Here is a 26,591-nt window from a genome sequence, read left to right as displayed (position 1 = left end):
ACATTTCAATGGCCTGCCGATCATCACCAACTACCGCAAAGACGATGGAGAAAAAACCGCACCTCCATCGTTAGACACTGCCTAACGATAGGGGTGGAGTTCATTTTTCACCCTTGCCTCACCTTCTCCGACGTATACCCATTCGGATTCGCAGAGTGCCAGTTCCAGGCGTCGCGGATGATTGCGATCAGGCTGTTGTGCTTCGGGGTCCAGCCTAGTTCTTTTCTGGCCTTGGAAGAAGAAGCGGCAAATGTTGCTTGTGAATCGTTGTCCGTTTCTGTCAGCTTTGCGGCGATGAGAGGAATGCCTGTGACATATTGGGCGGCAAGGATGATTTGTTCAGCGGAGTAGCTTTCGCCATAGCTGAGATTGTAGATTCGGCTATCCCTGCCTTTCCGCAAATGGCTGATGGCGAGCACGTGTGCTTCTGCCAAATCCTGCACGTGAACATAATCGCGGAAGCCAGTTGCTTCTTCAGGTTGATCTATGTGAACAAAAGGAAGGTGTCCGAGAGCGGTTCGCAGAACATTGGAAATGAGATGTGTTTCACTTCCCCGGTCTTCGCCGATGATGACAGATGGGTGGGCGCCGCACGCATTGAAGGAGCGGAGGATCACATATTTCAGGCCGTACGCTTTTTCCGCTTCCATCAGCATTTTCTCCATCATCCATTTGACCTTCCCGTGCGGGTGAACGGGTTCTGGTTCGGTTTCTTCTGTGACAGGGAGGTTCTGCGGACAGCCGTAGACCGCAGCGCTTGATGCAAAAACGATCCGGCCGACATCGTATTCTTTCATCACGTCAAGCAGTGTTTCCATGCCTGTCATGTTTTCGTTGAAAGAAGAAAAAACGCGATTCGACTGTAATGGAATAGGTGATGCTGCGAAATGCATGACGGCTTCAATGTCCTCATTTTCAAATACTTGCTTGAGAAAATGCCGGTCGCGAATATTCCCTTCATAAAACGCAGCTTCGGGGTGAACGGCTTCTGCGTGTCCCGTTGCCAGGGAATCCACAACGACGACTTTTTCTTTTTTCTCAATTAACGTGTAAACAGCGTGGGAACCGATATAACCGGCTCCCCCGACAACAAGTATGCTCATCGGAATCCCTCCTTTTGGATCTCTTATCTTCTACATGATATGGCGCTGCGGAGCTGCCGCCCGCCGCTGTTCTTCAAATCCGTATTTGCCGTCAATGATATATAGCGGCCTGTCTTTTACTTCGTCATAAATGCGGCCGATGTATTCGCCGATCGCTCCGAGGATGATCAGGATAAAGCCGCTGAACAAGCATTGCAGAATGATCATCGAAGACCACCCGGTAATGGTGCTTGTCGTAAACAGCTTCATGCAGACGACGATGAAGGCATATATAAAACCGACCGCTGACAGCGCGATTCCTGAGTAGCTTGCCAGTTTCAGCGGCTGAAAGGAAAATGAAGTGATGCCGTCGAGCGAGAGCTTCAGCATTTTTTTGAGCGGGTACTTCGTTTCCCCTGCAAGCCGTTCGTGGCGCTCGTAATAGACGGCGGTCTGCTTGAACCCGAGCCAGCTGACAAGGCCGCGGACGAACGGATTTTTTTCTTTCAGCTTGTTCATTTCATTGACCACCTTCCGGTCCATGAGCCGGAAGTCTCCCGTATCCACCGGGATATCAACGTCTGTGAGTTTTCTTAAAATACGGTAGAACATGGCGGCCGTTTGCTTTTTGAAAAATGTTTCTCCTTCCCGCTTTGTGCGGACGGCGTATACAACGTCAAAGCCTTGGCGCCACTTTTCCTCCATTTCCAAAATCAATTCGGGAGGATCCTGCAAATCGGCATCGATCACCACGATCGCTTCGCCGGCAGCATAGTCGGTACCGGCCGTAATGGCGATCTGATGACCGAAGTTTCTTGAGAAATTGATGCATTTTACTGCCGGGTCTGACTGAGCAAGCGACTTCAGCATGTGAATGCTGTCATCGCTTGAACCGTCGTTTACAAAAATCAGTTCATAAGGGTCGCCTGTCGAGTCCATGACGGTTTTTAATCGGTCATAGGTGCTTTGAAGCACTTCCGCTTCGTTGTAGACAGGGACTACGATTGAAAATGTGACTTGTCTCTGCATATTCATCACCTTTCCTTTCATCAATCAAGCTCCACTTTATAAAGCGTCTGATTTCCGCCAGGTCCGCCTGACTGGGAATCGTTATCTGAAGAAGAGCTGCTGTATTCGTTTTTTGAAATTTCTTTTCCGTTTTCTTTAATCCAGTTAGTGATTTCTGAGTTGTCTTGGCCTCGACCGTCGCCGATCATGAAGTACTTGACTTCGCCGTTTTTGACGAGCTTCTCAAGTTTTTCAACCGTCAAAATCGGGTCGCTTCCAGAGAATCCGCCCATCGCCATGACAGCTTTACCTGTTTTGATGATGTAAGATTGAGCAGACGTTGCGCTGGAGACCGCAAATAAATATTTTTCACCCGTGTTGTTCTTTTCAAGGTAGCTCAACAGTTCTTCATCGACTGATTCGCCGCTTCCAGGGCTGCCGCCGCTTGGTCCGCCTTGTTGACGGCCGCTTGCGCCTTCGCCGTTCTGATTTTGGCTGTTTTGGCCGGAACCGGTATCAGTTGAAGAATCATTGCTGTTTGAACCAGGACCGAAGCCAGGGCCGTTATTGTTGTTTTGATCACTGTCTGTTTGGCCGTCTTGGCTGCCGAATCCGGGAGGTCCGCTGCCGTTGTTATTCTGCATCTTCCCTCCGCCACCGCCGCCAAATGATTGTGCGGATTTAGGTCCGGCCTGAGGAATCATGCCGTTTACACCGTCAGCGAGCGTTGCTGTTGTCCAATAGAAAGGTCCGATCAGCATGCCGAGCAGCGCTGCAAGTGATACATAGTAGCTGAATGACTTTCCTTTTTTGAAAAAGATGAGAAGGCAGCTTGTGACAATGCCAAAAGCGCCGATCAATATGCTCCAAACGATGCCGATTTCGCTGAGATAAGGACTCAAAATATACAATTCAAATGCGGTTGTCAGCAAAATTCCGATCGGCAGAAGCTGTTTTTTCCAGCCGCTTTCTTCCTGATAGAGGCGAACGAGCGCCGTCCAGCCTGCACCTGATAAAGCGGCAATCGGTGCTGCCAGCATGATCAGATAGTAATGATGGAAGAATCCTGCGACGCTGAAGAATGCAGCGACTGGCAGAAGCCACATCATCCAGAAAATCGTTTCAGTCGTTATTTCATTGAATTTGCGTTGACCGCGAAGGCCCGTGATCAGCAAACCGATGATGCCGAAGAGTACAAACGGGATGAGCCAGCTTGCCTGTCCGGAAAGCTCGGATTGGAATAGTCTGAGAGGGCCGGGGTTTCCTGTGCCAAACATGCCGCTCGTGCCGCCGCCGGGACCTCCGCCGCCGCTTTGAACATCACCCTGCTGGCCGTCCGGTCCGCCTGAAGGCATCTCGCCCCCGCTCGGCGGAGCCATTTGTCCATTTGCCGAGTCTGAGTTGGTTTCGGTATCGCCGCTTTGCTGCTGCGGCATTTCCTGCTGCTGGTTCTTTTGATTTTGATCAGATGAGGGGGTTCCGCCCCCGCCAGCACCGTTTTGGCCTGTGAGACGCTGGATGCCGTTGTAGCCAAACGCCAGCTCAAGGACAGAGTTGGTCTGGCTGCTTCCAATATAAGGGCGTGAACTCTCCGGCTGACTGTCGACGACTACCGCCCAGGTAACGGAAACGCCTGCCAGAACGATCAAGGCTGTGATAAGAGACACAATTTTTTTGCGAATCGTCGTTTTTGCTGCAATCATGTAAAACAGCAGGAATGCCGGTAATACCATGTATGCTTGCAGCATTTTGACGTTAAAGCCGACGCCGACCATACAGAATGCGCCGAGCAGCCAGCCGATTTTTCCTTTCCGGACTGCTTTAAACAACATCCAGGTTGCAATCATCAAACAAAGGGTGAGAATGCTGTCGACGTTGTTTGTATGGCTGACCGCAACGGCAATCGGCGTACACGCCATAATAAGAGCTGAAATTCTGGCCGCCGTTTTGCCAAAAGTAGGTTTTACAATAAAGTACAACAGTGCTACGGAAATCACTTCGGCAATCGCTTCAGGGAGAACGACGCTCCAGCCGTGCACGCCGAACACAAGTGCAAAAAGTGTCTGAATCCAGAGTGCAACCGGCGGTTTATCAACTGTTACAAAGCCTGCCGGATCAAATGATGCATAAAAAAAGTTATGAAAATTTTGGGTCATACTTTCAACGGCCGCCGTATAGTAGGCGTTGTCTGTGTCACTATTCCAGATGCCGTACAAGTTTAAAGCTGCAGATAATACAAGAATGAAGACCAGGAATATATCGATTTTCCTTTTCTTAATCATTGTTCGATCACCTCACTAAAGAGCATTATAGAAGCCAAATATGATCAAACTATGAACAAATCAAGAAGGAATTTTAAATTGTATAGAGGGGCAAAAAAAAGAGACATGCCGTCAGGAGGCATGTCTCAAATATGAGGTGTTATTTCCATACGTCTTCAGCGATCTCGACGACATGGCGCAGTTTTTCCCATTGCTGCTCTTCCGTCAGGAGGTTGCCTTCTTCTGTGGAGGCAAAGCCGCACTGCGGGCTTAGGCACAATTGGTTCAGGTTGACGAAGCGAGCTGCTTCGTCGATGCGCCGCTTAATATCATCCGGGTTTTCAAGCTCTCCGAATTTTGATGTGATCAGGCCGAGGACGATCTGCAAGTCTTTCCGTTTGACATAGCGAAGCGGTTCGAAGCCGCCGGAGCGCTCGTCATCAAATTCAAGGAAAAGTCCGTCTAAATTGAGTCCGTCGAAAATCGTTTCTGCAGCCGCATCGTAGCCGCCTTCCGCCACCCATGTTGACTGGAAGTTGCCGCGGCAGATGTGCATGGTGACCGTCAAATCGTCCGGGCGTCCTTCAACTGCTTCATTAATCGTGTTGGCGAAGGACTGGCGCAGTTCATCAGGCTGGCGGCCGAAGGCTTTGATCTGCTCATGTCCTTTGTCTGAGAAAAATACCGACCAGGCCGTGTCATCCAGTTGCAAATAGCGGCAGCCGGCATCGTAAAATGCGCGGATCGCTTTTTTGTAAGCCTGCGCGACATCGTGATGGAACTCATCCAGATCCTCGTACGGGCTTTCTCCAAGTTTTCCTCTGAAAAACAGCATATTCGGGCTCGGAATCGTCATTTTCGGCGTATGTGTGCCCGCAATATCATGAAGAAATTTATAATCTTCCAGCATCGGATGGTTTGTAAAATCGACTTTGCTTGTTACTTTGATTCCGCGCGGCTTCGTTTCAACATTATGAAATTGAATGCCCTTGTCCGCTGTATATCCTTCTACGCCGTCAAGCCCTTCAAGAAAATCGAAATGCCACCATGACCTGCGGAATTCCCCGTCAGTAACGGCTTTAAGGCCAATTTCTTTTTGCTTTTCGACAATGCGCTTGATCTCTTCGTTTTCGACTTCGCGCAGTTGTTCAGCGCTAATTTCACCGTTCGCTTTTTGAATACGCGCTTTTTTTACGGGCGCAGACCTTAAAAGACTCCCCACCTGATCAGCTCTGTACGGTCCGATTTTTTTCCCAGGCGTTTGCTTCAGTACATCGGTTGATTGTGTCATGCTTCATCCCTCTTTCTTTATAGACATAAAAAAGCTCTTCCCGATAAGGAAGAGCTTGATATATTCAATCTCCTCCTTATCTTCAAGAGCACGAACATGCTCTTAAGGATTTAGCACCATTCTGTCATAGACAGCGGTTGCCGGGTTTCACAGGGCCAGTCCCTCCACCACTCTTGATAAGGAAAACCTTTTTATGCAATTTTTTAATAGTTTTAATATTAATACTTTTTATAAAAATGTCAATGGGTTTAAAAAAACTATTTGGTTTTTCATTTTCTTCTTCTGCGGTTAAACCGGAGGGCGTATCGAATCAGCGTGTGAATTTTTTGTCAAGACAGTCGTTCAAATGGTCAACAAGGTGCTGAACGAACAGGGTGAATTAGAATATTTTTCAATTTTTATCTCCGAAAATAGAAACTTTCTCGCGAGTTCACCGGTCTATCATGTGTACCTGATTTCAAAATGGGTATGATAAACAATGACAGATTAAGGAGGGTTCTTATGAACAAAAAAACAGTGTTTAAAGCGTTAGGTATGCTGATGACAGGGGTATTGTTTTTTGCGCTGTACGGTGCGGCCGCACTTCCTTCTGCACACGCGGCAAATGAAAAAAAGCCGACGGTCACGAGCCATACTTACAAAAACATTAAGGCTTTGAAATACCCGCAGGTTGCAAATGTAAGCAGCAAATCTCTCCAAAATAGGATCAACAAAGATTTTAAACGTTATATTGAGCAGTCCTACAAAGATTATGTAAAAAACAAGAAAGACGGCCAACAGCACGGATACCAAACAGATTATCAAACGTCCTTTGAAGTGAAATACCGGACCGGCCAAAAGCTGAGCATTCTGACAAGTAATTACGTCTACTCCGGCGGAGCGCACGGAAATACGGCAGTCCGCTCTTTCAACTATGACCTTGCCTCTAAAAAGCGGGTGTATTTATCAGATATCTTAAATACAAAATCGAAAATGGATAAGACAAAAACATACATTTACGACTATATTCAAAAACACAGCGACATTTTCTTCCCGGATGTGAAGAAGAAAGACATCGTCCTTGGTAAAAACACGGCTTTTTATTACACAAAAGACGGCATTGCGATCGTCTTCCAGCAATACGATGTCGCTCCTTATGCTGCCGGAAATCCGGTCGTTGCCGTTCCGAAAACGGTGTATCAATAAATAACAGCCCCTGTTTCGCAGGGGTTTTTGTTTTGAGGGAAGAAGGAATGGGGAGGTTATGGAAGCCTTTTCATGAAGTGGCAGCTGACGGGCATGATTCAGCCCGCAGTCCGTTCGCAGATTTTTTCTAAATCGAATAGCTCGCAGACATAGAACATGCACTGCCGGCCGCTGATAATCTGATATTTTTTAAAAGCATATGTCCGGTCTGCTGAAACAGGTACAAGTTGTGTGAAATGTTTTCCCAGGCAGTCGCCCGTACTGAAAATTTCACGCCTTGACTCCAGTTCTGCAATGATTTTCCCGATGGGAAGCCTTTCTGCCTGCAAATCTTGTTTGATGGCGGGCGGCAGTAAGTTTGTTTTAACATAGACATAATTATAAGATAAATAATCATCGCCTGTTTTCAAAGAGGAAGTTCTAAACAAGATGTCATCATCGCGTTGAAACAGCCTCGCTTCTTCAGGTGACAGCTTGTCATAATCAATATTATTTTGCTGAAAAACTTCGATTTCGGCTTTGCCACCGATCAGCGTTTCAATCGCTTTGGTTGTTGAACCATCGGTTTTGGTTAACATGTCTTTTACAAGAGCAACTAGAGTTTCAGGAAAAAAGTGGCTTACGCTCAATGAAAGGCACCCCCGTACCAAAATTAGAATTTTTTGAAAACTTGTCTTTAAATTTATCATGTGGAGATGCGTTTGTCTAGAAAAATAAGTTAAATTTTAGGTTAGTAATGTAAATTTTATATTTTTAACAATTGGATAGATCAGGATATGTATGGAAAAAGGAGACGTCAATGTCTCCTTTTTTTGTGCGATTCATTTAAGTCGTCTCTCCTTCTAAAAGCTGTACGGGCAAATAGGTTTCCAGCGGTAAATCATCGAATTCGCCTTCGATGGCTTTGGACAAAATCTCGATGGCCGTCTTGGAAATGAGTTCAATCGGCTGCTGGATGGTTGTCAATTCCGGGAGGATGGACTGAACGGCTTCCGTTCCGTCGTAGCCGATCACCTTTAATTGCCCGGGAATGTCTTTTCGGCGTTTTTTTGCTTCGGTGATGACTGTAGCGGCCATGAGGTCATCGCTGGCAAAAATGCCGTCAGCCGCAGGCTGTTCATCAAACAGTTTTGAGATGATTTCCCGGTAATTTTGATGAAAGGGAACCTCATATGTAATCGGCTGCCTTCCGTGTTGTCGCATCACATCTTCATATGCTTTTCGTCTAAGATTTGCCGGTGTTTTCAGCTCAATTGGTCCGTTGAGATGGATGATGTGCCGGCAGCCTTTTGCAATTAACAGTTCTGTCGCTTTTCTTCCTCCGTCATAGTTATCAGAGCCAATGACGGGAATCGTTTCCGATAAGTAATGATCGATGGCGACAATCGGCAGGTTTTGCCGATGATAGTTTAAGATTCCCCTGTTGTAGGTCACGGCGATGACGCCGTCCACTTGATTTCGCATCAGCATTTCCAAGTATTTTTCTTCTTTGTCTTTGCGGTTCAAGCTGTTGCAAAGCAGCAGTTTGTAGCCCATGGCAGCGCAGATGCTCTCAATATGAAAGGCCAGTTCGCCGAAAAACGGGTTGCTGGAGTTAGGGATGATGAGCCCTATTAAATGAGTTCGTTTACGAAATAAAGAGCGGGCCAAATCGTTTGGAAAGTAATTGATTTCTTCCATCGCTTTATAGACTTTTTCTTTTGTTTTTTCACTAATATAGCCGCGGTTATTTAATACGCGCGATACGGTTGTTGGTGAAACTCCCGCTTTTTTTGCAACGTCGTGAATGCTAGGCTTCATTCCCTTTTCCCCCTGCTAGTTTACTGAAATGGCTTACAATTCTCGTCACGCACTTATTTTAGAGAATCGGACTGATATGTGCAAGAAAATGCCATGATTCTGAGAAATGTACCGGGATGAATAATTGGGGAAAAAATATGTCAACCGGTTGACATATGAAACCGGTTGACATACAATTCACTTGAAAGCGCTTTTATCTGTTGATTTATGAAAAATGGGGGGAAGTGACAAAGATGAAAAGGTGGCTCTTCGGAATTTTTTCATTGTTACTGATGTTTGCGATGTGGGGCTGCAGCAATAGCAAAAGTGCAAATAGCCAAGATGGGAAAACGCTTACGATGTGGGTGCACGTATCTGATGATAGTGAAGAAGGAAAGGTCTATCAAAAGCGGGTGGACGCTTTTAATAAAAAGTATGCCTCCGAAAACGTCAAGGCAAAAATTGATTTCATCCCCAGAAGCGGAAACGGCGGCGGATATGAAGACAAAGTGAACGCGGCGCTGACAACGAACACCTTGCCGGATGTGATCACTTTGGACGGACCGAATACGGCGGCTTATGCGAAATCTGGCGTAATTGCGCCATTGGATGAGTATATCAAAGACCAGGATGATTTATTGCCGAGCATTAAGCAACAGGGAACCTACCAAGGGAAACTGTATGCGATCGGCGTCAGCGAATCGTCGGTCGGTATTTACTATAACAAAAAAATGCTGAAGGATGCCGGCGTTGACTTGAAAACGCTGCCAACGGTTGAGAATCCATGGACGTGGGACGAATTTCTTGAGCTTTGCAAAAAGCTGAAAAATAAATATGACAAACCGGCCATCGATATGCAGTTGCAGTCAAAAGACGAAATGCTGACTTATGCGCTTTTGCCATTTGTTTGGTCGGCTGGCGGTGATGTCCTTTCAAAAGACGGCAAGAAGTCGGAGGGTGTTTTTAACGACAAACCGACCGTTGCAGCGATGACATTTATTCAAACAATGCTGAAGGAGGGTTACACGACCCGGACTCCGGTTAAGCAGGCGTTTGAAACGGAAAAATATCCGATGAAAATGAGCGGTGTCTGGACGGTAACCGACATGGAAACAAATTTCCCTAATGTCGATTATGGTGTGATGCCGTACCCTGTTTCGCCAAAAACAAAAAAGCTTGTGTCCCCTTCAGGAAGCTGGCAGTTCGCCATGACACAGACGTCTGAAAACAAGGAATGGGCGGCAAAATTGGTCGATTGGATGACAAACAAGGAATCCAACCTGGAATTGAGCCGTTCGATCGCCGCGCTGCCTGTGCGCTATTCATCAGAGAAAGTGATGGCAAAGGAATTCTCAGATGAAATGAATGTCTTCTTGCAGCAGCTGAAAGAAACGGGGCATGCACGACCGGTGACACCGGCATATCCACAGGTGACACGCGCATTTCAGCAAGCGATCGATGACATCAGCTTCTTTGATCAGCATCAGGATATTCAATCGGTGCTGGATACGCGTGCAAAAGAAATGCAATCAGCCATTGATAAGGCAAACTAGAAGGTGGAGCCATGAATAAAATTCCGTTGAAAGAAGCAAGGACGGCTTTTCTGCTGAAAAAAACCCCTGCCAATAAAATAGGGTGGCGGGACAATGTGCTGGCCTATACATTTTTAGGTCCGGCCTTGCTGATTTTGTCAGTGTTTCTCGTGATTCCTTCGATTATGGCGGTTTACTACGCATTTACAGATTATTATTTGTTAACACCTGACCTGCGCAAGTTTGTCGGTTTTGACAACTTTATCAAATTGTTCAAAGACCCTATTTTCTTGAAAAGTTTGAGCAACACATTGAAATTTGTTGTCCTTGTGATTCCATTACAGATCGGGGCCGCTCTCGGGCTGGCCCTTCTGTTGAATAAAAAGCGCAAGGCCAATACGTTTTTCAAAGTCGCATACTTTAGCCCCGTCGTCATGTCGCTTGTTGTCATCTCCGTTTTGTGGCTGTACTTGCTGAATCCGAATGAAGGAATGATCAATAACGTACTGACGCATGTCGGTTTACCGCCACAGCCGTTTTTGACAAGTCCTGAACAGGCGATCTTTACAATTGTTTTCGTTTCAGTCTGGCAGGGAGCGGGATTTCAGATGCTGATTTTTTTAGCGGGCCTGCAAAACATTCCCGGAGATGTCTACGAGGCGGCGCAATTGGATGGTATGAATAAATGGCAGCGGTTTATTTATATTACATTGCCTTTGTTGAAACCGACGTCGATTTTTATCTTTATTACAACGCTGATCAGTGCGTTTAAGCTCCTCGTGCAGCCAATGGTCATGACCCAGGGGGGACCGGTCAATTCAACGATGACAGTTGTCTATTATATTTATCAAACGGGATTTACCGATCGGATGGTCGGCTATGCAAGTTCAATTGCGCTCTTGTTTGGCACGATAATTGGATTGGTGACGCTTGCGCAGCGCAAGCTGGTGAAGGAGGATGAAGGCGGATGAGAAGGAAATTCGGGCCTTTAACGATACTGGAATATATATGCCTTGTTTTGCTGGCGGTTCTGTTTATATTTCCGCTGATTTGGATGGTCGCTTCATCGATGAAACCGGAAGCCGATATTTACAACAATATCAGCAGCATTAAAGCGTTTCTCCCGTCTTTTCATCCGTCGGAATGGTTTCAATCCTACAGGGAAGTGCTGTCACGGTTTGATTTACTAATGTATATCGGTAACAGTCTGTTTTACGGTTTGTGTGTGGCAGCGGGAGCGGTCATTATCAACGGAATGGCGGGCTTCGCATTCGCCAAGCTGCAATTCACAGGTAAAAAAGTGCTGTTTACCATATTGCTGGCGCTTTTAATCGTGCCGATGGAAACGATTTTAATCTCGCAGTTTACAATTGTTCATAAGCTCGGACTTGTTGATACGCGCCTTGCCGTGATTTTGCCGGCGCTTGCCGGGGCTTTCAATATTTATTTGTTCCGAAACTTTTTCATGGCGATCCCGGGGGAGATGATTGAGTCGGCCAAGCTGGACGGAGCCAATACATGGCAGATTTTCTGGCGGGTGATGCTCCCGATGTCGAAACCGGCTGTTGCTACGGTGGGGACATTGGCTTTTATCGGCAGCTGGAATGACTATATTTGGCCGCTGATGGTTTTGACGGATAAGTCGAAATTTCCGATCCAGGTGGCGATTACAGCCATCAACAGCACCGAGCCGGTTTATACGAACCAGGTAATGGCTGTCCTGACGATTTCCACGATTCCGCTGATTCTGATCTACATTGTAGCCCAACGCTACATTTTAGATGGCCTGGGCGGTTCAGGGACAGGCATCAAATAGATATATCCAAATCGGGTTAAAGGAGCAAATGAAAATGAAAAGCTCAAACAGTCTGTATTGGAAACTAAGCGCTTATTTTTTCTTTTTCTTTTTTACTTGGTCTTCCAGCTATTCTTTATTTGCGATTTGGTTAGGGCAAGAAATCAATTTGAACGGGTCCGCGACAGGCATTATCTTTTCTGTAAACGCTATCTTTACTTTGTGCATGCAGCCTTTGTACGGTTTTATCTCTGATAAGCTCGGTCTGAAGAAAAACATATTATTTATGATCAGCTTGCTTCTCGTATTTACGGGTCCCTTTTATATTTTCGTCTACGGACCGCTTTTACAATACAATGTCTTTCTCGGGGCTATCGTCGGCGGAATTTATTTGGGAACTGCTTTTCTCGCCGGAATCGGCGCGATTGAAACCTTTATTGAAAAGGTCAGCCGCAAATATCACTTTGAATATGGAAGAACAAGGATGTGGGGATCCCTCGGCTGGGCTGCGGCGACATTTTTTGCAGGTCAGCTGTTCAATATCGACCCGAATATCAACTTCTGGGTTGCTTCCGTTTCAGCAGTCATATTGGTAGCCATTATTGTTTCCGTAAAAATTGAGATGACAGATTATGAAAAGGAAAGGGCAGACTCGGTCGGATTAAAAGACGTGGGAGGGCTTTTTCTCTTAAAAGATTTCTGGTTTTTGATGTTGTACGTGATCGGCGTAACTTGCGTATACGGCGTCTATGACCAGCAGTTCCCGCTTTACTACGCTTCCTTATTTCCGACTCCGGCTCTGGGGAACCAAATATTTGGATACCTTAACTCATTCCAAGTATTCATTGAAGCGGGCATGATGTTTCTTGCGCCTTTCATCGTCAATAAGCTTGGTCCTAAAAAAAGTTTGATTTTAGCGGGGCTGTTAATGGCTTTCCGCATTATCGGCTCCGGACTTGTCAGCGGACCGGTCGGAATTTCATCGATGAAACTCATTCATGCTTTAGAATTGCCGATTATGCTGATTGCGGTGTTTAAATATTTGGCGACTAATTTTGATAATCGTCTTTCATCCGTACTTTATCTTGTCGGCTTTCAATTCGCATCCCAGGTAGGCACGTCGATTTTTTCGCCGCTTGCGGGAGGCTTATACGACAGCATCGGATTTCGCCACACTTATCTTATCATGGGAGCAATGGTCCTTTGTTTCACCATTATTTCGATTTTTACCTTGCTAGACTCAAAGAAAGACGTTGAATTTGCTCAAAGTCTACAAAGAAAGCATATATAGAAAGGGTGTCACAGATGAATAGAATTCACCAGGCAGAAGAAGCATTGAAGAAAGCCGGAAAAAAAGTGAATCACCGATACCGAATGGGCTATCACATGATGCCCCGGGCAAACTGGATAAATGATCCAAACGGACTGATTCAATATAAAGGGGAGTATCATGTCTTTTATCAACATCATCCGTATGATGAGAATTGGGGTCCGATGCATTGGGGCCATTTGAAGAGCAGGGATCTTATTCACTGGGAACACTTGCCGATCGCTTTAGCCCCTGGCGATGCATTTGATGGGAGCGGCTGCTTCTCAGGAAGCGCAGTCGAATATAACGGCGACCTTGCTTTAATTTATACAGGGCATAATATGATAGATGAAGAGAAAGACGATTTCTATCAAAATCAGAATATAGCAGTCAGCAAAGATGGTATCACCTTTGAAAAACTGAAAGAAAACCCTGTCATCGCAGAGCCGCCGGAAGACAGCTCCCGCCACTTTCGCGATCCGAAAGTATGGAGGCATGGTGAGACCTGGTATATGGTGATCGGAAACGCCTCAAAAGAAAATGTCGGTCGGGTCATTTTATATCGCTCGCCTAACTTTGTAGATTGGGAATATGCAGGCGTCCTCGCCCAAAGCGACGGGAATCTCGGCTTTATGTGGGAATGTCCGGATTTCTTTGAATTAGACGGCAAACACATTTTGCTGATTTCTCCTCAGGGTATAGAGGCGGATGGTGATTCATATCAGAATCTGTATCAAACAGGCTATTTGATTGGAGATTATGATGAAGGCACGAATGAGTTTGTACATGGCTCCTTTAAGGAATTGGACCATGGCCATGACTTTTATGCCGTGCAAACTTTGTTGGATGACAAAGGGCGCAGAATTGCGATTGGCTGGATGGATATGTGGGAGTCAGAGATGCCGACGAAAGCGGACGGATGGTGCGGGGCTTTAACTTTGCCGCGTGAATTGACGTTGAAGAATGATCACAAAATTTTAATGAATCCGGTTGAGGAGACTCAATTACTTCGTGAATCGGAACATCATGAATGTGCCAATCAATCGATTTCCGGCAGCTATTTAATAAAGACAGCCGAAAAGCTTCTTGAAGTGGTGGCCGTTTTTGATTTGACAATTTGCAGTGCCGAAACGGTTGGCTTAAAGATTCGGGGGATTGAACAGGAAGAGACAATCATCCAGTACAGCTTGGTTGATCAAAAGCTGACGCTCGACTGTTCAAAGTCCGGCAAAGCGCGGGACGGTGTGAGAAATGTACGGCTTGAAGCGGAGGAGAAGCTCACCTTGCATCTGTTTCTTGACAGATCGTCTATTGAAGTATTTGCAAACCATGGTGAAGCGACAATGACCAGCCGCATATATCCCAAAGAAGGAAGAGCCGGGATTGAGCTGTTTTCTGAGAAAGGCAATGTACGGGTCGAAGAGTTCACTTACTGGACGTTGAAAGATATTTGGAAAGGCGATGAAGCCGAATGAGCAGAATTTTTTGCATCGGTGAGACGTTAATCGGCTTTAACCCGAAACATGTTCTTATATCGGCAAAGCGCAGATAAAGATTGATCTGACAAAAAAGCGGCTGTCGTGTCTTGCAGCCGCTTTCCGCTTTTTTTCATATTACGCTCTTTCTTCAAACAGCTTCACAATTTCCACGATGACATTCGCGGCTTTTACCATATTGTCGGCGGAAATATACTCGTATTTTCCGTGAAAGTTTTCCCCGCCTGTAAAAATGTTCGGACAAGGAAGCCCCATGTATGAGAGCTGGGAGCCGTCTGTACCGCCGCGGATCGGTTTCACAACCGGCTCGATGTCCAGATTTTTCATCGCTTCATAGGCAATGTCGACAATCTCTTTGACCGCTTCGATTTTTTCCCTCATGTTGTAATATTGATCATTCATGTCTACTGTGATGCTGTTTTCGCCGTATTTGGCTTTAAGGTCGTTTGCAATTTTTTGGACGGTTTCTTTTCTCTCGTTAAATCGGTCTCTGTCAAAATCCCTGATGATATAGGAGAGAGTGGTTTCAGAGACATCGCCCTTGATCGAAAGCAGATGGTAGAAGCCTTCATAACCTTCTGTAAATTCAGGAGCTTCGTTTTCCGGAAGTCCGGCGTGAAACTGCATCGCGATTTTGGCGGCATTGACCATTTTTCCTTTTGCTGTGCCGGGGTGGACGTTCGTTCCTTTACAAGTGATTTTCGCGGCTGCAGCATTGAAGCTTTCGTACTGCAGTTCGCCGAGCGGTCCGCCGTCAACCGTATACGCGAATGTGGCGTTGAACGCCTCTACGTCAAACTTGTGGGGCCCTCTGCCGATCTCTTCATCAGGCGTAAAAGCGACTCTGATCTTCCCGTGTTTGATTTCGGGGTGCGCAATTAAATATTCGATTGCCGTCATGATTTCAGAGATTCCCGCTTTATTATCGGCGCCGAGCAAAGTCGTTCCGTCGGTAGTGATCAATGTATGTCCCGCATAATCTGCAAGCTCGGGAAATTCCTTGGGCGATAAGACGACATTGAGAGATTCATTCAGCACAATGTCCTTTCCGTCGTATTGTTCGATAACCTGCGGATTGACGTTCTTTCCGGTAAAATCTGTTGCTGTATCCACATGAGCCAGGAAGCCGATCGTCGGCACCTCTTTTTCCGTATTCGAAGGAAGCGTCGCCATCACATAGCCGTTTTCATCGATTGTGACGTCCTTCATGCCGATCTCTTTCAGCTCTTCAACAAGCATATTGGCGAGCGTCAGCTGCCCGGGAGTGGAAGGCGTCGTCTGACTGTTTTCGTTTGACTGCGTATCCACTTTCGCATAAGAAATGAGACGTTCAATCAGTTTGTTCTTCATGTTTCCTTCATCTCCAATTGTTGGTTTTATGTTTATCTTATCATTCATGGCGGGCGAATCGAAAACTTTTATTCCTGTATAGGAAAATTTAGTATAATATAGTTCTAAAGGATCATTACAATTGTAAGGGAGTATCACAATGGCTAAAGGTTATACAAATGAAGGAACAAAATGGGAGTTTGCACATTCTTTCTGGCTTGTGTTCACATGGGTTCCTTTTGGATTTTTAAGCTGGTTTGCATTTATTTATATCGCAGCACGAACGAAACAAAGAAAATGGTTATTTGCCGGGATCGGATATGCAGCGGCTGTTTTATTCGCTGCTTTTACAGCCAGAACGTTCCTTTTCGATTTGGCTATGAAAGCCTTGCTTATCGTTTGGATCATCTCAATCATTCATGCTTTCAAAACAAGGGCCGAATATTTGGTTCGGCTTGAAGCCGTCTATCGAATCAAACGATCAAGTATGAATGAACTGAGGGAAGAGCTTAAATATGAACAGGAACCGCACGGCCAAACCGGAACTTCTAAAGTGACGCTGACAAAGAAGTAAATAGAATCCGCTATTTTCGATGAAATAGCGGATTTTTTTAATGCAGAGAAAAAATTCCGTCCTTTTGAAACTTTTCTCATCCATTCTCTTCTCTAATGTTTGAAGGAGGCGCAACAGTGAAGCAAATCAGATTAGTTAAGAAAGCTGTCGCAGGCAATGCCAAAGCTTTTGAAACGCTGTTTCAAAAGCACAGTGATCAGCTTTACAGAACAGCTTACATATATGTGCGAAATAAGGAGGACGCGTTAGATATCGTTCAGGAGACGGCGTACAAGGCATTTTTATCGATTGCCCAGCTGAGGAATCCCGAATACTTTTTGACATGGCTGACGAAAATCCTCATTCATCATGCATATGCCTTATTAGACAAGAAAAAGAAAGTGGTTTTAATGGACAGGCCGCTGCAGGATGAAGGCCAGGAGCAGGAGATGGATGCGGACGACAGAATGGGGATGCTTGAAGCCGTTCAGCGGTTGCGAAAAGAATATCATACCGCCATCATTCTATTTTATTATCACGACCTGCCGATACATGATATCGCCGAGGTGATGAATGCTCCTGAAGGAACCGTTAAGACCTATTTGAAAAGAGCGAAGCTTGAATTAAAACAACTACTGACTGGGGGAGAAGACGCATGGACAAACAATGGTTCAAAAACGAAGTAAACAAGATCAATGTTCCTACAAAAGAAATCCGCGAATCAATCGATAAAGGCATCAATCGGGCCAAGCGGGAAAAAAGGTTTCGGCCGAAGCACGCCGTGAAACGAACCATTTTTGTTTCAGGCGCGGCCGCTGTGCTCCTTCTCGGCAGCGGCTTCGTTTCCCCAGCGATACAAAGCGTGTTAGCTGACGTCCCGCTGTTTGGGAAAGCGTATCAACAATTCCATGACTATGTCGGTCAAAACTTGGTGGCGGGCCAGCTTGTCACTGAACTGAACGAGAAAGCGTCCAGCAACAACATAGACGTGACGGCGACAAGCGTTTATTTTGACGGTGGAATCATCGGTATGACGTTTAAGGTGCAAAGTGATACAAGAAAAGATTTAGATGATGGAGCGAGAATGATTCATTTCACATTATTTAATGGCGAGCGCAAATGGGCGATCGCTTCTCAAGGAGACATAAAGAAAACAGAGGATGGCTATACCGGCTACATTCAAATGGGCTATCCAGACAAACATATTCCCGATAAACTGACACTCCCGGTTACGATCACAGATATTAACGGAATCAGAGGGAAATGGAAGTTCGACATTCCGGTTGATAAACTGCCATATAAAAAGCTGAACATAACCAAAAACAATACACAATCGGTTGATGGCCATAAGCTCGCCGTAAAAACGGTAATTCTCGGAAAAGAATCGACTGTCATCGACTATGAAGTATCGAATTCAGAGGAACATCCAAACGATCGTACATCGATTATGAAAGTGACCGATGATAAAGGAAACGAAATCCCTTATATAAGTGGAGGGCAGTGGACGACAGACAGTACAAAGAAAGGAAACAAGGTTCGTCACGAAGAAAGGCTGATCCTTGAAAAAGTGAATAAAGGAACAAAATACCTCAAGATTGAGGCGAGCAGCAGTATGGGCGATTCCGAAAAAACGCTGCCACTCACAAAAACGCCCGCCGTGCTGAGCGCTGACCGTCATGATTTCCAGATTGCCGTTGATCAGGTGAAACAAAACGGCAGCAAACTGTCTGTCGACTATCATTTGAAACATGTCGATCAATCTAAGATCGATATGGACAGCATGCAAAATTTTTTAGAAACGATGTCGCTGGTTGATTCGGCTTATAAAGGCTTTGACGAGGCGCCGGAGGGACACAGCGTAAAAGGTAATTTTACAAAAGTGCTAGATCCTGAAAAACTTCGATTCCGTTCAGACTTTACGTTAGATGGTGAATTTGGAGCGAAAAACTTCAGTCTTGACCAATATTCGCTTGATGTCGAGTTTGGTTATTTAAGTGCATTTTATTCCACACCGTTCAAGCCGATCAAAGTGCAATTGCCACAGTAAAATATATGACCCGCTGTTTCAGTGAAACGGCGGGTTGTCTGCTTTGATGGCCTCCCAACCTGAAAAATTTCCTCTCCCAAAGGAAAAAATATGCACCAAAAAGAAAGCGTTTTCATTGTAAAGTAAAAGCAAACCACCAAAAAAAGGGGGAGAGTAAATGAGCAGGATGGCGAAGGTGACCGAGATGTTTGAGCGGGTCGCTTTTAAAATTACAAGCTTCAAATATATCATGGTCATTAAGTCGGCGTTTGTTACGCTGATGCCGGTCATCATTGCCGGGGCGTTTGCGGTTCTGATGCAGAATATGGTGATGAGCCCCGAGACGGGACTTGCGGTTTTCGAGCCTTTTCGGTTCTTGTCTGCGCTTGAGCCGATTATGGCGTCGATCAATTATGCGACGCTGAACTTTATTACGATCGGCGCAGTGTTTTTGATCGGGATTGAGCTCGGGAAGCTGAATGGGCATGAATCATTTTTTCCCGGCTTGATGGCGCTGATGTCCTATATCTCTGTCATTCCATCGACGGTGCTGTTGGAAGTGAACGGTTCGATGCAGGAAGTGGTTAACGTGCTGGCCAAGGAATTTACGGATCCGAAGTCACTGTTTTTAGGGATGTTTATTTCGATTGTGTCTGTTGAAATCTTCAGCAAGCTTTCGAGCATGGACCGGCTCAAAATTAAAATGCCGGACAGCGTGCCGGCCAATGTCTCTGTCTCTTTCGGCACTTTATTTCCTTCGATTATTACGGTCACGATCATCGCCAGCTTCGGATTTGCTTTTCATCGGCTGACGGGCGTATACCTTCATGAAGCTGTGTACAATGTCGTGCAAAAACCGCTTGAGGGTGCGATTCAAGGCCTTCCCGGCATTTTGCTGCTAGTGTTTGTCGCACAGTTTTTCTGGGTCATCGGCATACACGGAAACCAGATGGTGAAGCCGATCAGGGAGCCTTTGCTGCTCGCTTCGATTACCGTCAATATGAATGCATACGCTGCCGGCGAATCGATTCCGAATATCATTACGATGCCGTTTTGGGATGTGTACATGAGCATCGGCGGATCCGGCGTCACGATCGGCCTGTTGATCGCGATTTTTATCGCGGGGAAACGGGAGGATTTGCGCAGCATTACAAAAATTTCGTTTGGTCCCGGCATCTTCAATATCAATGAACCGGTGATCTTCGGGGTTCCCGTCATGCTGAATCCGTTAATGGCGATTCCTTTTATTGTGACGCCGCTTGTGACGGGGGCGATCGGTTACATCGCGACAGCGGCGGGCTTTGCCGGAAAAGCCGTTGTCATGGTGCCGTGGACGACACCGCCGATTATCAATGCCTGGCTGTCGACAGGAGGAAGCCTCGGCGCCGTCGTCACACAAATCGTATGCATCATCGTCTCTGCCCTTATTTATCTTCCGTTTGTGATGTTGATGAATCGAAGCCTTACGGTCAATTCTGAAAAAAATGTTTCCATGTAAAGGCGTTGAAAGGAGCGAACGAAATGGCGAGACAAACGTGGAAGATTCCCGCCGATTTTATTCTCGGCGCAGCAGCGTCGGCGTGGCAGACAGAGGGGTGGACCGGGAAGCGGCCGACACAGGATTCTTATTTGGATATGTGGTACAAGAATGACCCGCATGTATGGCATAACGGATACGGACCGGCTGTGGCAACCGATTTTTATAACCGCTATAAAGAGGATATTCATCATATGAAAGTGATCGGCTTGACACATTACCGGACATCGATTAACTGGTCCCGCTTTCTGATTGATTATGAAACAGCAGAAGTTGATGAAGTGTACGCAGGCTATATTGATGATGTCATCAATGAGCTGATTGCATCAGGTGTGGAACCGATGATTTGCCTTGAACATTATGAGATTCCCGCAGTTTTAATGGAGAAATACGGAGGGTGGGGGTCTAAACATGTCATAGATTTATTTGCGGCATATGCGAAAAAAGTATTTGAACGATATGGAGACAGGGTGAAATATTGGTTTACTTTTAATGAACCGATTGTCCCGCAAACCCGGATTTTCCTTGATGCAATTCGATATCCATATGAGCAGAACACGAAAAAATGGATGCAATGGAATTTTAATAAGGCATTGGCGACGGCGAAATGCGTCCGGCTTTTTCACGCCCGCAAGTCCGATTGCCTGGAAGGCGCCAAAATCGGCGTTATTTTGAATCCGGAGGTTACTTATGCGAGGTCAAGCGCGCCTCATGACCAAAAAGCGGCTCGCATCTATGATTTGTTTTTTAACAGGGTTTTTTTGGATCCGAGCATCAAAGGCGCCTATCCAGATGAATTGATGGAGCTCTTGGTTAAACACGATATTCTGTTTGACCATGATGAGGCGGATCTTGATATCATCAAACAGCATACAGTAGATTTTGCCGGCATTAACCTTTATTACCCCCGCCGTGTAAAAGCTCCGTCAAGACAGTGGAATGACTCAACGCCATTTCATCCCGCTTATTACTATGAATACTTTGAGCTGCCCGGCAGAAAAATGAACCCATTCAGAGGATGGGAGATCTATCCCCAAATTGTCTATGATATGGCGATGAGACTCAAACATGAGTACGGAAATATCGAATGGCTGATTGCGGAAAACGGGATGGGCGTCGGACATGAGGAGCGTTTTAAAAATGAAGAAGGTGTCATTCAGGATGACTACAGAATCGATTTTATTTCGGCCCATTTGCGAGAGGCAATGAAAGGGATCGCAGACGGCGCAAACTGCAAAGGCTATATGCTTTGGGCGTTCACGGACAACGTCTCTCCGATGAACGCCTTTAAAAACCGCTACGGCCTTGTTGAGATTCAATTAGAGCAATGCCGCAAGCGGGCGCTGAAGAAATCCGCTCATTTTTATCGGGAAATCATTCAAAACAGACAGTTTCAAACAGAACCGGATCTGCTCTATAAATAAACAAAAAGAGAAATCATCCCGATCAAAAACGGGATGATTCTTTCTTATGATCTGTACCCTTTATTCTCTCTTCGTTGGAAAAATAACCTTAATTTGAGTACCGTGATCAGGTTCACTGTAAATTTCAATATCACCTTCGTGTGCATAAATGATCTGTCTGGCAATCGTCATGCCCAATCCAGTCCCTGAAGTGTTTGAAGAGGCGTTCGTTCCTCTGTAATAGCGATCAAATAAATGCTCCAATGTTTCTTTTTCCATGCCGATTCCGTTGTCTTCTATTAAAATAGTGAAAGAAAGAGATTCATCTTGCTGAATACTGACCTTTACCTCAGTCCCTGTAGGGTTATGCTTAATACTGTTGGCGATCAGGTTTTCCAAGGCGCGCTGCATGTATTTTTCATCCATATAAAAAGCAATTGCGTCTCGGTCCGTCTGAAATTCGAAATGTTTATCTTTCGATTCCGGCAAGCTTTGTAATGCGGATAAAGTTTCCCTTAACAAGCCTACAATGTCTTTTTCTTCTTTTTGAATCGGGAGGGCACCATTTTTTAAGCGGAAAGTTAGGTTGAATTCTTCTATTAATTCTTCCATATACTCTACCCGCTCGTTCATTATGTTTGCAAAATCCCGTACTTTTTCCTGATTCCATTCATGTTTTTCAGATGATAAAAGAATTGTGTATCCTTTAACCACTGACAACGGCGTCTTTAAGTCGTGGGATACGCCTGTCATCCATTCTTCCCGTGTTCTTTCCAGTTTTTCGCTTTCCGATTTGTTTTTCTGAAGGATATATGTAAGATTGCTCATTGCATTCATTAGTTCTTGGTATAGCTTATATCCGGGTTTTTTCTTTTTCTTTGGAATGAACGAAGAAAATGCCGGCTCTGCATATTTTCCCTTGGAGAGATTTTCAATCCATGAAACGATATAAAGCAAAGGTGCGCCAAGCTGTTTTCCGAAGTACAGCGCAACAATAATCCCCATCATGATCATTGAAAGGATCCACAGCTGGTTTGTCCAATAGAGAAACGGGTTGTCAGCTTTAAATGGTTCACCCAATATCCACGTCAATGTCTGGCTGTCTTTCGTATCAAACCATGTTGAAAGATGAAAGCCTTTTTTAGCGGGATAAACATAATCCGAGACAAGTTCGCCGGGAATATAATGGCTGGGAATATTGCCTGGCTTGTTGGATGAATAAAGTTCGTTTCCCTCTTCATCAAGAATCTGAAGCCACATATGATATTCCTTTAAATGTCTGATCGTATCAGCTTCAACTGATATTTTTCCATCTTTTACGGATGTTTGGCGAACTAAGCTTGATAAAGAGAGCGGGGATTGATGCGTCTCTCGATTATTGAGAAAAAAAGTAAAAAAAAGTGTGCTGATCACAAATAAAGCGATACAAATAACGATTAGGAGAATGATTCGGGATATAAAGTGAAAAGCAATCCGATCTCTTAGCCTCATTGCTTTCCACCTGTCGGCTGAACTTCAAAAATGTAACCCAGCCCCCTTGCCGTCTTAATCCATTTTGGGCGGCTCGGATCTTTTTCAATTTTTTCTCTAAGCCGGCGAACATGTACCATGACCGTACTGTCGCCATTATAAAACTCTCCCCAAACATCTCTGTAAATCTTTTGTTTGCTTAAGATTTGATTGGGGTGGTTGCAAAAATACAGCAGAAGCTTAAACTCCTGAGCCGGACACTCGACTCTTATTCCATCAACAACCAGCTTCCCCGATATTTCATCTACTTGAAAATCCCCGAAATTATAAGACGGCTTGGATGATGAGGTTGTAAAATCTTTATATCGTTTTAACTGGGCTTTAACACGGGCAACGATTTCAAGAGGGTTAAAAGGTTTGGTAATGTAGTCGTCTCCCCCAAAACTAAAGCCTTGCAGTTTATCCAAATCAGACGTTTTAGCTGTAAGAAAAAGAACGGGGATATTTGTAAATTGGCGGAATTGATTGCAAAGAGTGAATCCATCTGAATCCGGAAGCATCACATCAAGCAGGACGATATCCGGCTCTTGATGTTTTAAAAGATGGAGTGCTTCCTCTCCGTTCTTGGCGTTTAAGACATCAGAGAACCCTTCGTTTTCAAACACCACGTTTAATAAGTCTAAAATATGCTGGTCATCATCAACGATTAACACTTTGCATTGTCCGAAAGAATGATCCATTTTATGACCTCCATTAATGATACGCTTTCATTTTCACATGAAATAGCAGGCAAAGAAAGTTATGGCGGCTGAAATTTAAGTGATGTTCAATTTTCTTAAAATTCAAACTTCTATATTCCTTAACATTGCCTGGCGGAGGCGGTGTATGTACAATCACTTCTGAGTGCATTTGCTAATTTCATCATCATTCATATTGCAAGAGGCTGTTTCTTAACAAGAAAAACAGCCTCTTATTTTATATAGCATATATTTGTCGGGTTCCTTTTTTGGCGATGCAGCAGCTGTTTTCCCGTGTTTAGGCAATGTTTAGGAAGGGTTTAAGGCGCATTAATGCAAATGAGTCTAAGATAAAGATGAGGTGAGGAACAGTGGAACAACATATCGTATTAACAAAAAATTTAACAAAAAAATTTGGAAAACAAACATCGGTCAGCGGGTTGGAGATGAAAATAAAAAAAGGACAAATATATGGTTTCTTAGGACCGAACGGTGCCGGAAAAACCACAACGATCAGGATGCTGTTAGGGTTGATCAAGCCTACAAAAGGAGATATTCAGCTATTTGGCCAGGATATCCGCAAACATCGCCTGCAAATCCTGCGGAGAATCGGTTCTCTAGTTGAATCACCGTCTTATTACGGAAATTTAACCGGAAGGGAAAATCTCGAGGTGATTCGCAGGGTTCGTGATTTGCCGGAGGCGCGGATTGCGGAAGTGCTTGAGATTGTGCGTCTGGCGAAAGTGGCTGATCGATTAGCGAAAGAGTACTCGCTGGGAATGAAGCAAAGATTAGGGATTGCGGCTGCTTTAATGAGCAAACCTGATCTCCTGGTGCTGGATGAACCGACGAATGGCCTGGACCCCGCAGGTATTCACGAAATCAGGGAGTTGATAAAGGAGTTACCTGATCAATATGGCATGACCGTGCTGGTATCCAGTCATTTATTAAGCGAGATTGACCAGATGGCGACACAAGTGGGTATTATTATGAACGGGAAGCTCATTTTCCAAGATGATATCGAAGAATTAAGGAAAAAACAAAAACCGCTCCTGAAGATTGGAGCGAATAATATTCATGAAGCCCAATCTATTATACAGAAACGGGGATTGCATGTGAAACTCCAGGAAGGAAACTTGTGGATCAGCGAAACATCGCCTGAATTTGTTTCAGAAATCAACGGAATTCTGGTACAGTCGGGAGTCTCTGTTTATAGATTAGAAGAAGTAAAACGGTCTTTAGAAGACATCTTCCTGGAGCTGACAGGTACGGAGGGAAGTTTATGAGACAAGTGCTGCGCGGTGATCTCCTGAAGCTGAAGCGATCCTCTTTGTTTATCGTCGTCTTCTTGGTTCCCCTTGTTGTTCTGGCTTATGAGCTGTTGAATTTAACTTACCGGGGAGAGTATGTCCAAAAGCAAGCTGAAATGTTTAAGGCGTCCTCTATGTGGCAGTATATGCTTTTTGACAACAGCATGCTGTTTGGGCTGGGTTTTCCTTTAGCCGTAACGATTATTGCCTCCATTATTGCAAATATAGAGCATCAGACAAATTCGTGGAAACAAACGCTGTCTCTGCCAGTATCAAGAGTAGGGATTTACTTAAGCAAATATATTTGTCTTTTCAACAGTCTGCTCTTAACTGCAACCATATTTGCAATAGGTATGGTTGTACTGGGCAAGGCTTTGGGATTTGAAGGGCCGATACCGTGGGGTCTTTTATTTGGGGATAGTTATGTTATGCTGCTGACGGCATTGCCGATCATGTCTTTTCAATTATGGCTGTCCATCACATTTAAAAACCAGGCGTTTGCAATTCTCATCGGTACGGTCAGTTCCATTGTCGGTCTCTTTTTAGCCGCCGGAATGACGACGCGGTGGTTTCCGCTCGCTTATCCGAGCCAGTCATCGACCATCATCTTGCAATATGAGGGACTTGGAGTCAATCCGGATCTATCGGCTTTTGTCGTAATTAATGTTTTTGTCGGAATGATGCTTTTGATCATTGGGACCTTTCATTTTAAAAAGCGAGATGTTCTGTAGGAGGATGTACCATGTTAAAAAATATATTAGCTGCTGAAAGGTTGAAATTAAAGCGTTCGAAAATGTGGGTGTTGTATGTATTGGCCCCTTTTATTAGCGTCCTATTGGCTTACACTAACTTTCGAAATAACTATCATCTGTTTGTGCAGCCGGGTGACAACGAGTGGGTTGAAGCTTGGACGCAGGTTGCCGTTTTTATGGGATCCTTTGTATTGCCGATTCTTGTAGGTATATATGCTGCATTTGTATGCAGAGGAGAACATGTAGGGGGAGGATGGAAGCAATTGTTGGCCCTGCCGGTTTTAAGGTCGCGGGTTTTCTTTGCGAAAAGTGTGATGGTTGTGATGATGGTTGCTGCGACGATGGGCATCTTATTCATACTTTTTATTCTATTCGGGTTCCTTAATGGTTTAAAAGGAGGTCTGCCGTTTCTCGCAATTTTAGGATATGTCGTCCAAGGGTCCATTGCCTGCCTTCCGCTTATCGTGCTGCAGCTGATCACCTCCATCAGGTATAAGACATTCGGTATACCGCTCGCGGTCAGCATAGGATTCACACTGCCGGCCATAATAGCTGCCAATACGCCATTAGGGCAAATTTATCCTTGGACCCTGCCTATGCTGGGGATGTCTCCTCCTGATGAGTCGCCAATTGACTCATATCCGTTGTTTTACAGTATATTAATTGTTTTGTTTATCCTGTTTACGGTACTTGGAGTAAGAAATTTTTCACGGAGGGATATGGTTTAAGTCACGAA

General features: G+C 45.1%; 23 protein-coding genes and 1 riboswitch. Of the genes, 14 read left to right on the top strand and 9 right to left on the bottom strand.

Annotation, left to right across the window (positions count from 1 at the left end; all coding sequences use genetic code 11):
* Window positions 1-107: 107 nt before the first annotated feature.
* The 4 genes from galE to MHB72_RS21380 all read right to left on the bottom strand — a co-directional run bounded on the left by galE (window position 108) and on the right by MHB72_RS21380 (window position 5,642).
* Window positions 108-1,103 (bottom strand): UDP-glucose 4-epimerase GalE, encoded by a 996-nt coding sequence (galE, locus tag MHB72_RS21395; protein WP_216919169.1) that lies wholly within the window; start codon window positions 1,101-1,103, stop codon window positions 108-110.
* A gap of 30 nt (window positions 1,104-1,133) precedes the next feature.
* Entirely contained in the window at window positions 1,134-2,132 is a 999-nt protein-coding gene (locus MHB72_RS21390) for a glycosyltransferase family 2 protein (protein ID WP_216919170.1), read from the bottom strand.
* Window positions 2,132-4,372: a glycosyltransferase family 39 protein gene (locus MHB72_RS21385; RefSeq protein ID WP_216919172.1), complete on the bottom strand. Its 2,241-nt coding sequence runs from the start codon at window positions 4,370-4,372 to the stop codon at window positions 2,132-2,134. Before MHB72_RS21385 ends, MHB72_RS21390 begins: the two co-directional genes overlap by 1 nt.
* A 139-nt stretch (window positions 4,373-4,511) precedes the next feature.
* A complete protein-coding gene (locus MHB72_RS21380) occupies window positions 4,512-5,642 on the bottom strand; it encodes a 5-methyltetrahydropteroyltriglutamate--homocysteine S-methyltransferase (protein ID WP_216919174.1) in 1,131 nt (376 codons plus the stop codon).
* 73 nt (window positions 5,643-5,715) lie between these two features.
* Window positions 5,716-5,825: riboswitch (SAM riboswitch) on the bottom strand.
* A 318-nt stretch (window positions 5,826-6,143) separates the two neighbouring features.
* Between MHB72_RS21380 and MHB72_RS21375 the strand changes: the two genes are divergently transcribed.
* Window positions 6,144-6,827 (top strand): DUF3298 and DUF4163 domain-containing protein, encoded by a 684-nt coding sequence (locus MHB72_RS21375; protein WP_023856918.1) that lies wholly within the window; start codon window positions 6,144-6,146, stop codon window positions 6,825-6,827.
* A gap of 98 nt (window positions 6,828-6,925) precedes the next feature.
* Here MHB72_RS21375 and MHB72_RS21370 read toward each other — a convergent pair whose 3' ends face one another.
* Together MHB72_RS21370 and MHB72_RS21365 are read right to left on the bottom strand one after the other, a co-directional pair.
* Entirely contained in the window at window positions 6,926-7,456 is a 531-nt protein-coding gene (locus MHB72_RS21370; RefSeq protein ID WP_020453481.1) for a chorismate--pyruvate lyase family protein, read from the bottom strand.
* A gap of 196 nt (window positions 7,457-7,652) precedes the next feature.
* Entirely contained in the window at window positions 7,653-8,627 is a 975-nt protein-coding gene (locus MHB72_RS21365; RefSeq protein WP_216919176.1) for a LacI family DNA-binding transcriptional regulator, read from the bottom strand.
* A gap of 233 nt (window positions 8,628-8,860) precedes the next feature.
* Here MHB72_RS21365 and MHB72_RS21360 point away from each other — a divergent pair, with 233 nt between their 5' ends.
* The 5 genes from MHB72_RS21360 to MHB72_RS21340 are packed head-to-tail and all read left to right on the top strand — an operon-like array spanning window position 8,861 to window position 14,717.
* On the top strand, window positions 8,861-10,159 hold the full coding sequence (locus MHB72_RS21360) for an ABC transporter substrate-binding protein (protein WP_216919178.1): 1,299 nt from the start codon (window positions 8,861-8,863) through the stop codon (window positions 10,157-10,159).
* 11 nt (window positions 10,160-10,170) lie between these two features.
* Window positions 10,171-11,109: a carbohydrate ABC transporter permease gene (locus MHB72_RS21355; RefSeq protein ID WP_075212861.1), complete on the top strand. Its 939-nt coding sequence runs from the start codon at window positions 10,171-10,173 to the stop codon at window positions 11,107-11,109.
* Complete coding sequence (locus tag MHB72_RS21350) at window positions 11,106-11,954, top strand: carbohydrate ABC transporter permease (RefSeq protein ID WP_023856923.1); 849 nt, start codon at window positions 11,106-11,108, stop codon at window positions 11,952-11,954. Before MHB72_RS21355 ends, MHB72_RS21350 begins: the two co-directional genes overlap by 4 nt.
* A 34-nt stretch (window positions 11,955-11,988) precedes the next feature.
* Window positions 11,989-13,224, top strand: a complete 1,236-nt coding sequence (locus MHB72_RS21345; RefSeq protein WP_035338021.1) for an MFS transporter — start codon at window positions 11,989-11,991, stop codon at window positions 13,222-13,224.
* A 14-nt stretch (window positions 13,225-13,238) separates the two neighbouring features.
* A complete protein-coding gene (locus MHB72_RS21340) occupies window positions 13,239-14,717 on the top strand; it encodes a glycoside hydrolase family 32 protein (RefSeq protein WP_340903906.1) in 1,479 nt (492 codons plus the stop codon).
* Window positions 14,718-14,855: 138 nt separating this feature from the next.
* On the opposite strand, the gene pepT is transcribed toward MHB72_RS21340, so the two are convergent.
* Entirely contained in the window at window positions 14,856-16,088 is a 1,233-nt protein-coding gene (gene pepT, locus MHB72_RS21335; protein WP_216919182.1) for a peptidase T, read from the bottom strand.
* 139 nt (window positions 16,089-16,227) lie between these two features.
* Here pepT and MHB72_RS21330 point away from each other — a divergent pair, with 139 nt between their 5' ends.
* The 5 genes from MHB72_RS21330 (at window position 16,228) to MHB72_RS21310 (ending at window position 21,607) form a co-directional block, all read left to right on the top strand.
* The gene (locus tag MHB72_RS21330; RefSeq protein WP_020453473.1) at window positions 16,228-16,641 is read left to right on the top strand and encodes a hypothetical protein; all 414 of its coding nucleotides are present in this window, start codon (window positions 16,228-16,230) and stop codon (window positions 16,639-16,641) included.
* Between the two features lie 95 nt (window positions 16,642-16,736).
* On the top strand, window positions 16,737-17,306 hold the full coding sequence (locus MHB72_RS21325) for a sigma-70 family RNA polymerase sigma factor (protein ID WP_216919184.1): 570 nt from the start codon (window positions 16,737-16,739) through the stop codon (window positions 17,304-17,306).
* Complete coding sequence (locus MHB72_RS21320) at window positions 17,276-18,667, top strand: DUF4179 domain-containing protein (protein WP_268489523.1); 1,392 nt, start codon at window positions 17,276-17,278, stop codon at window positions 18,665-18,667. Before MHB72_RS21325 ends, MHB72_RS21320 begins: the two co-directional genes overlap by 31 nt.
* Window positions 18,668-18,824: 157 nt before the next feature.
* Window positions 18,825-20,144, top strand: a complete 1,320-nt coding sequence (locus MHB72_RS21315; protein WP_020453470.1) for a PTS sugar transporter subunit IIC — start codon at window positions 18,825-18,827, stop codon at window positions 20,142-20,144.
* 23 nt (window positions 20,145-20,167) lie between these two features.
* A complete protein-coding gene (locus MHB72_RS21310; protein ID WP_216919189.1) occupies window positions 20,168-21,607 on the top strand; it encodes a glycoside hydrolase family 1 protein in 1,440 nt (479 codons plus the stop codon).
* 60 nt (window positions 21,608-21,667) lie between these two features.
* Here the strand turns inward: MHB72_RS21310 and MHB72_RS21305 are convergent, their stop codons facing one another.
* Window positions 21,668-23,077 (bottom strand): sensor histidine kinase, encoded by a 1,410-nt coding sequence (locus tag MHB72_RS21305; protein ID WP_216919191.1) that lies wholly within the window; start codon window positions 23,075-23,077, stop codon window positions 21,668-21,670.
* Complete coding sequence (locus MHB72_RS21300; RefSeq protein ID WP_216919192.1) at window positions 23,074-23,796, bottom strand: response regulator transcription factor; 723 nt, start codon at window positions 23,794-23,796, stop codon at window positions 23,074-23,076. Before MHB72_RS21300 ends, MHB72_RS21305 begins: the two co-directional genes overlap by 4 nt.
* 368 nt (window positions 23,797-24,164) lie before the next feature.
* Here MHB72_RS21300 and MHB72_RS21295 point away from each other — a divergent pair, with 368 nt between their 5' ends.
* From MHB72_RS21295 to MHB72_RS21285, 3 genes are read left to right on the top strand one after another with little or no spacing between them, the layout of a single operon-like run.
* Complete coding sequence (locus tag MHB72_RS21295) at window positions 24,165-25,079, top strand: ABC transporter ATP-binding protein (RefSeq protein ID WP_216919194.1); 915 nt, start codon at window positions 24,165-24,167, stop codon at window positions 25,077-25,079.
* Window positions 25,076-25,834, top strand: coding sequence for an ABC transporter permease (locus MHB72_RS21290; RefSeq protein WP_216919196.1), 759 nt, complete (start codon window positions 25,076-25,078; stop codon window positions 25,832-25,834). The genes MHB72_RS21295 and MHB72_RS21290 overlap by 4 nt, the downstream gene beginning before the upstream one ends.
* 11 nt (window positions 25,835-25,845) lie before the next feature.
* Complete coding sequence (locus MHB72_RS21285) at window positions 25,846-26,583, top strand: ABC transporter permease (protein WP_216919198.1); 738 nt, start codon at window positions 25,846-25,848, stop codon at window positions 26,581-26,583.
* Window positions 26,584-26,591: the final 8 nt, after the last annotated feature.

The organism is Bacillus sp. FSL K6-1284, from assembly GCF_038002625.1.
Lineage (GTDB): Bacteria > Bacillota > Bacilli > Bacillales > Bacillaceae > Bacillus > Bacillus paralicheniformis.
Note: the sequence above shows the minus strand (reverse complement) of the source record. Positions and strands in the feature narration are given on the sequence as shown.

Bases quoted from the DNA above. Each gene is read 5' to 3' on its own strand.
- MHB72_RS21385 (WP_216919172.1), bottom strand. From the start codon at position 4,372: ATGATTAAGAAAAGGAAAATCGATATATTCCTGGTCTTCATTCTTGTA.
- MHB72_RS21305 (WP_216919191.1), bottom strand. From the start codon at position 23,077: ATGAGGCTAAGAGATCGGATTGCTTTTCACTTTATATCCCGAATCATT.
- MHB72_RS21340 (WP_340903906.1), top strand. From the start codon at position 13,239: ATGAATAGAATTCACCAGGCAGAAGAAGCATTGAAGAAAGCCGGAAAA.
- MHB72_RS21300 (WP_216919192.1), bottom strand. From the start codon at position 23,796: ATGGATCATTCTTTCGGACAATGCAAAGTGTTAATCGTTGATGATGAC.
- MHB72_RS21330 (WP_020453473.1), top strand. From the start codon at position 16,228: ATGGCTAAAGGTTATACAAATGAAGGAACAAAATGGGAGTTTGCACAT.
- MHB72_RS21350 (WP_023856923.1), top strand. From the start codon at position 11,106: ATGAGAAGGAAATTCGGGCCTTTAACGATACTGGAATATATATGCCTT.
- MHB72_RS21325 (WP_216919184.1), top strand. From the start codon at position 16,737: ATGTTTGAAGGAGGCGCAACAGTGAAGCAAATCAGATTAGTTAAGAAA.
- MHB72_RS21355 (WP_075212861.1), top strand. From the start codon at position 10,171: ATGAATAAAATTCCGTTGAAAGAAGCAAGGACGGCTTTTCTGCTGAAA.
- MHB72_RS21310 (WP_216919189.1), top strand. From the start codon at position 20,168: ATGGCGAGACAAACGTGGAAGATTCCCGCCGATTTTATTCTCGGCGCA.
- MHB72_RS21345 (WP_035338021.1), top strand. From the start codon at position 11,989: ATGAAAAGCTCAAACAGTCTGTATTGGAAACTAAGCGCTTATTTTTTC.
- MHB72_RS21360 (WP_216919178.1), top strand. From the start codon at position 8,861: ATGAAAAGGTGGCTCTTCGGAATTTTTTCATTGTTACTGATGTTTGCG.
- MHB72_RS21285 (WP_216919198.1), top strand. From the start codon at position 25,846: ATGTTAAAAAATATATTAGCTGCTGAAAGGTTGAAATTAAAGCGTTCG.
- MHB72_RS21390 (WP_216919170.1), bottom strand. From the start codon at position 2,132: ATGAAAGGAAAGGTGATGAATATGCAGAGACAAGTCACATTTTCAATC.
- MHB72_RS21320 (WP_268489523.1), top strand. From the start codon at position 17,276: ATGGACAAACAATGGTTCAAAAACGAAGTAAACAAGATCAATGTTCCT.
- MHB72_RS21315 (WP_020453470.1), top strand. From the start codon at position 18,825: ATGAGCAGGATGGCGAAGGTGACCGAGATGTTTGAGCGGGTCGCTTTT.
- MHB72_RS21375 (WP_023856918.1), top strand. From the start codon at position 6,144: ATGAACAAAAAAACAGTGTTTAAAGCGTTAGGTATGCTGATGACAGGG.
- MHB72_RS21380 (WP_216919174.1), bottom strand. From the start codon at position 5,642: ATGACACAATCAACCGATGTACTGAAGCAAACGCCTGGGAAAAAAATC.
- MHB72_RS21290 (WP_216919196.1), top strand. From the start codon at position 25,076: ATGAGACAAGTGCTGCGCGGTGATCTCCTGAAGCTGAAGCGATCCTCT.
- galE (WP_216919169.1), bottom strand. From the start codon at position 1,103: ATGAGCATACTTGTTGTCGGGGGAGCCGGTTATATCGGTTCCCACGCT.
- pepT (WP_216919182.1), bottom strand. From the start codon at position 16,088: ATGAAGAACAAACTGATTGAACGTCTCATTTCTTATGCGAAAGTGGAT.
- MHB72_RS21365 (WP_216919176.1), bottom strand. From the start codon at position 8,627: ATGAAGCCTAGCATTCACGACGTTGCAAAAAAAGCGGGAGTTTCACCA.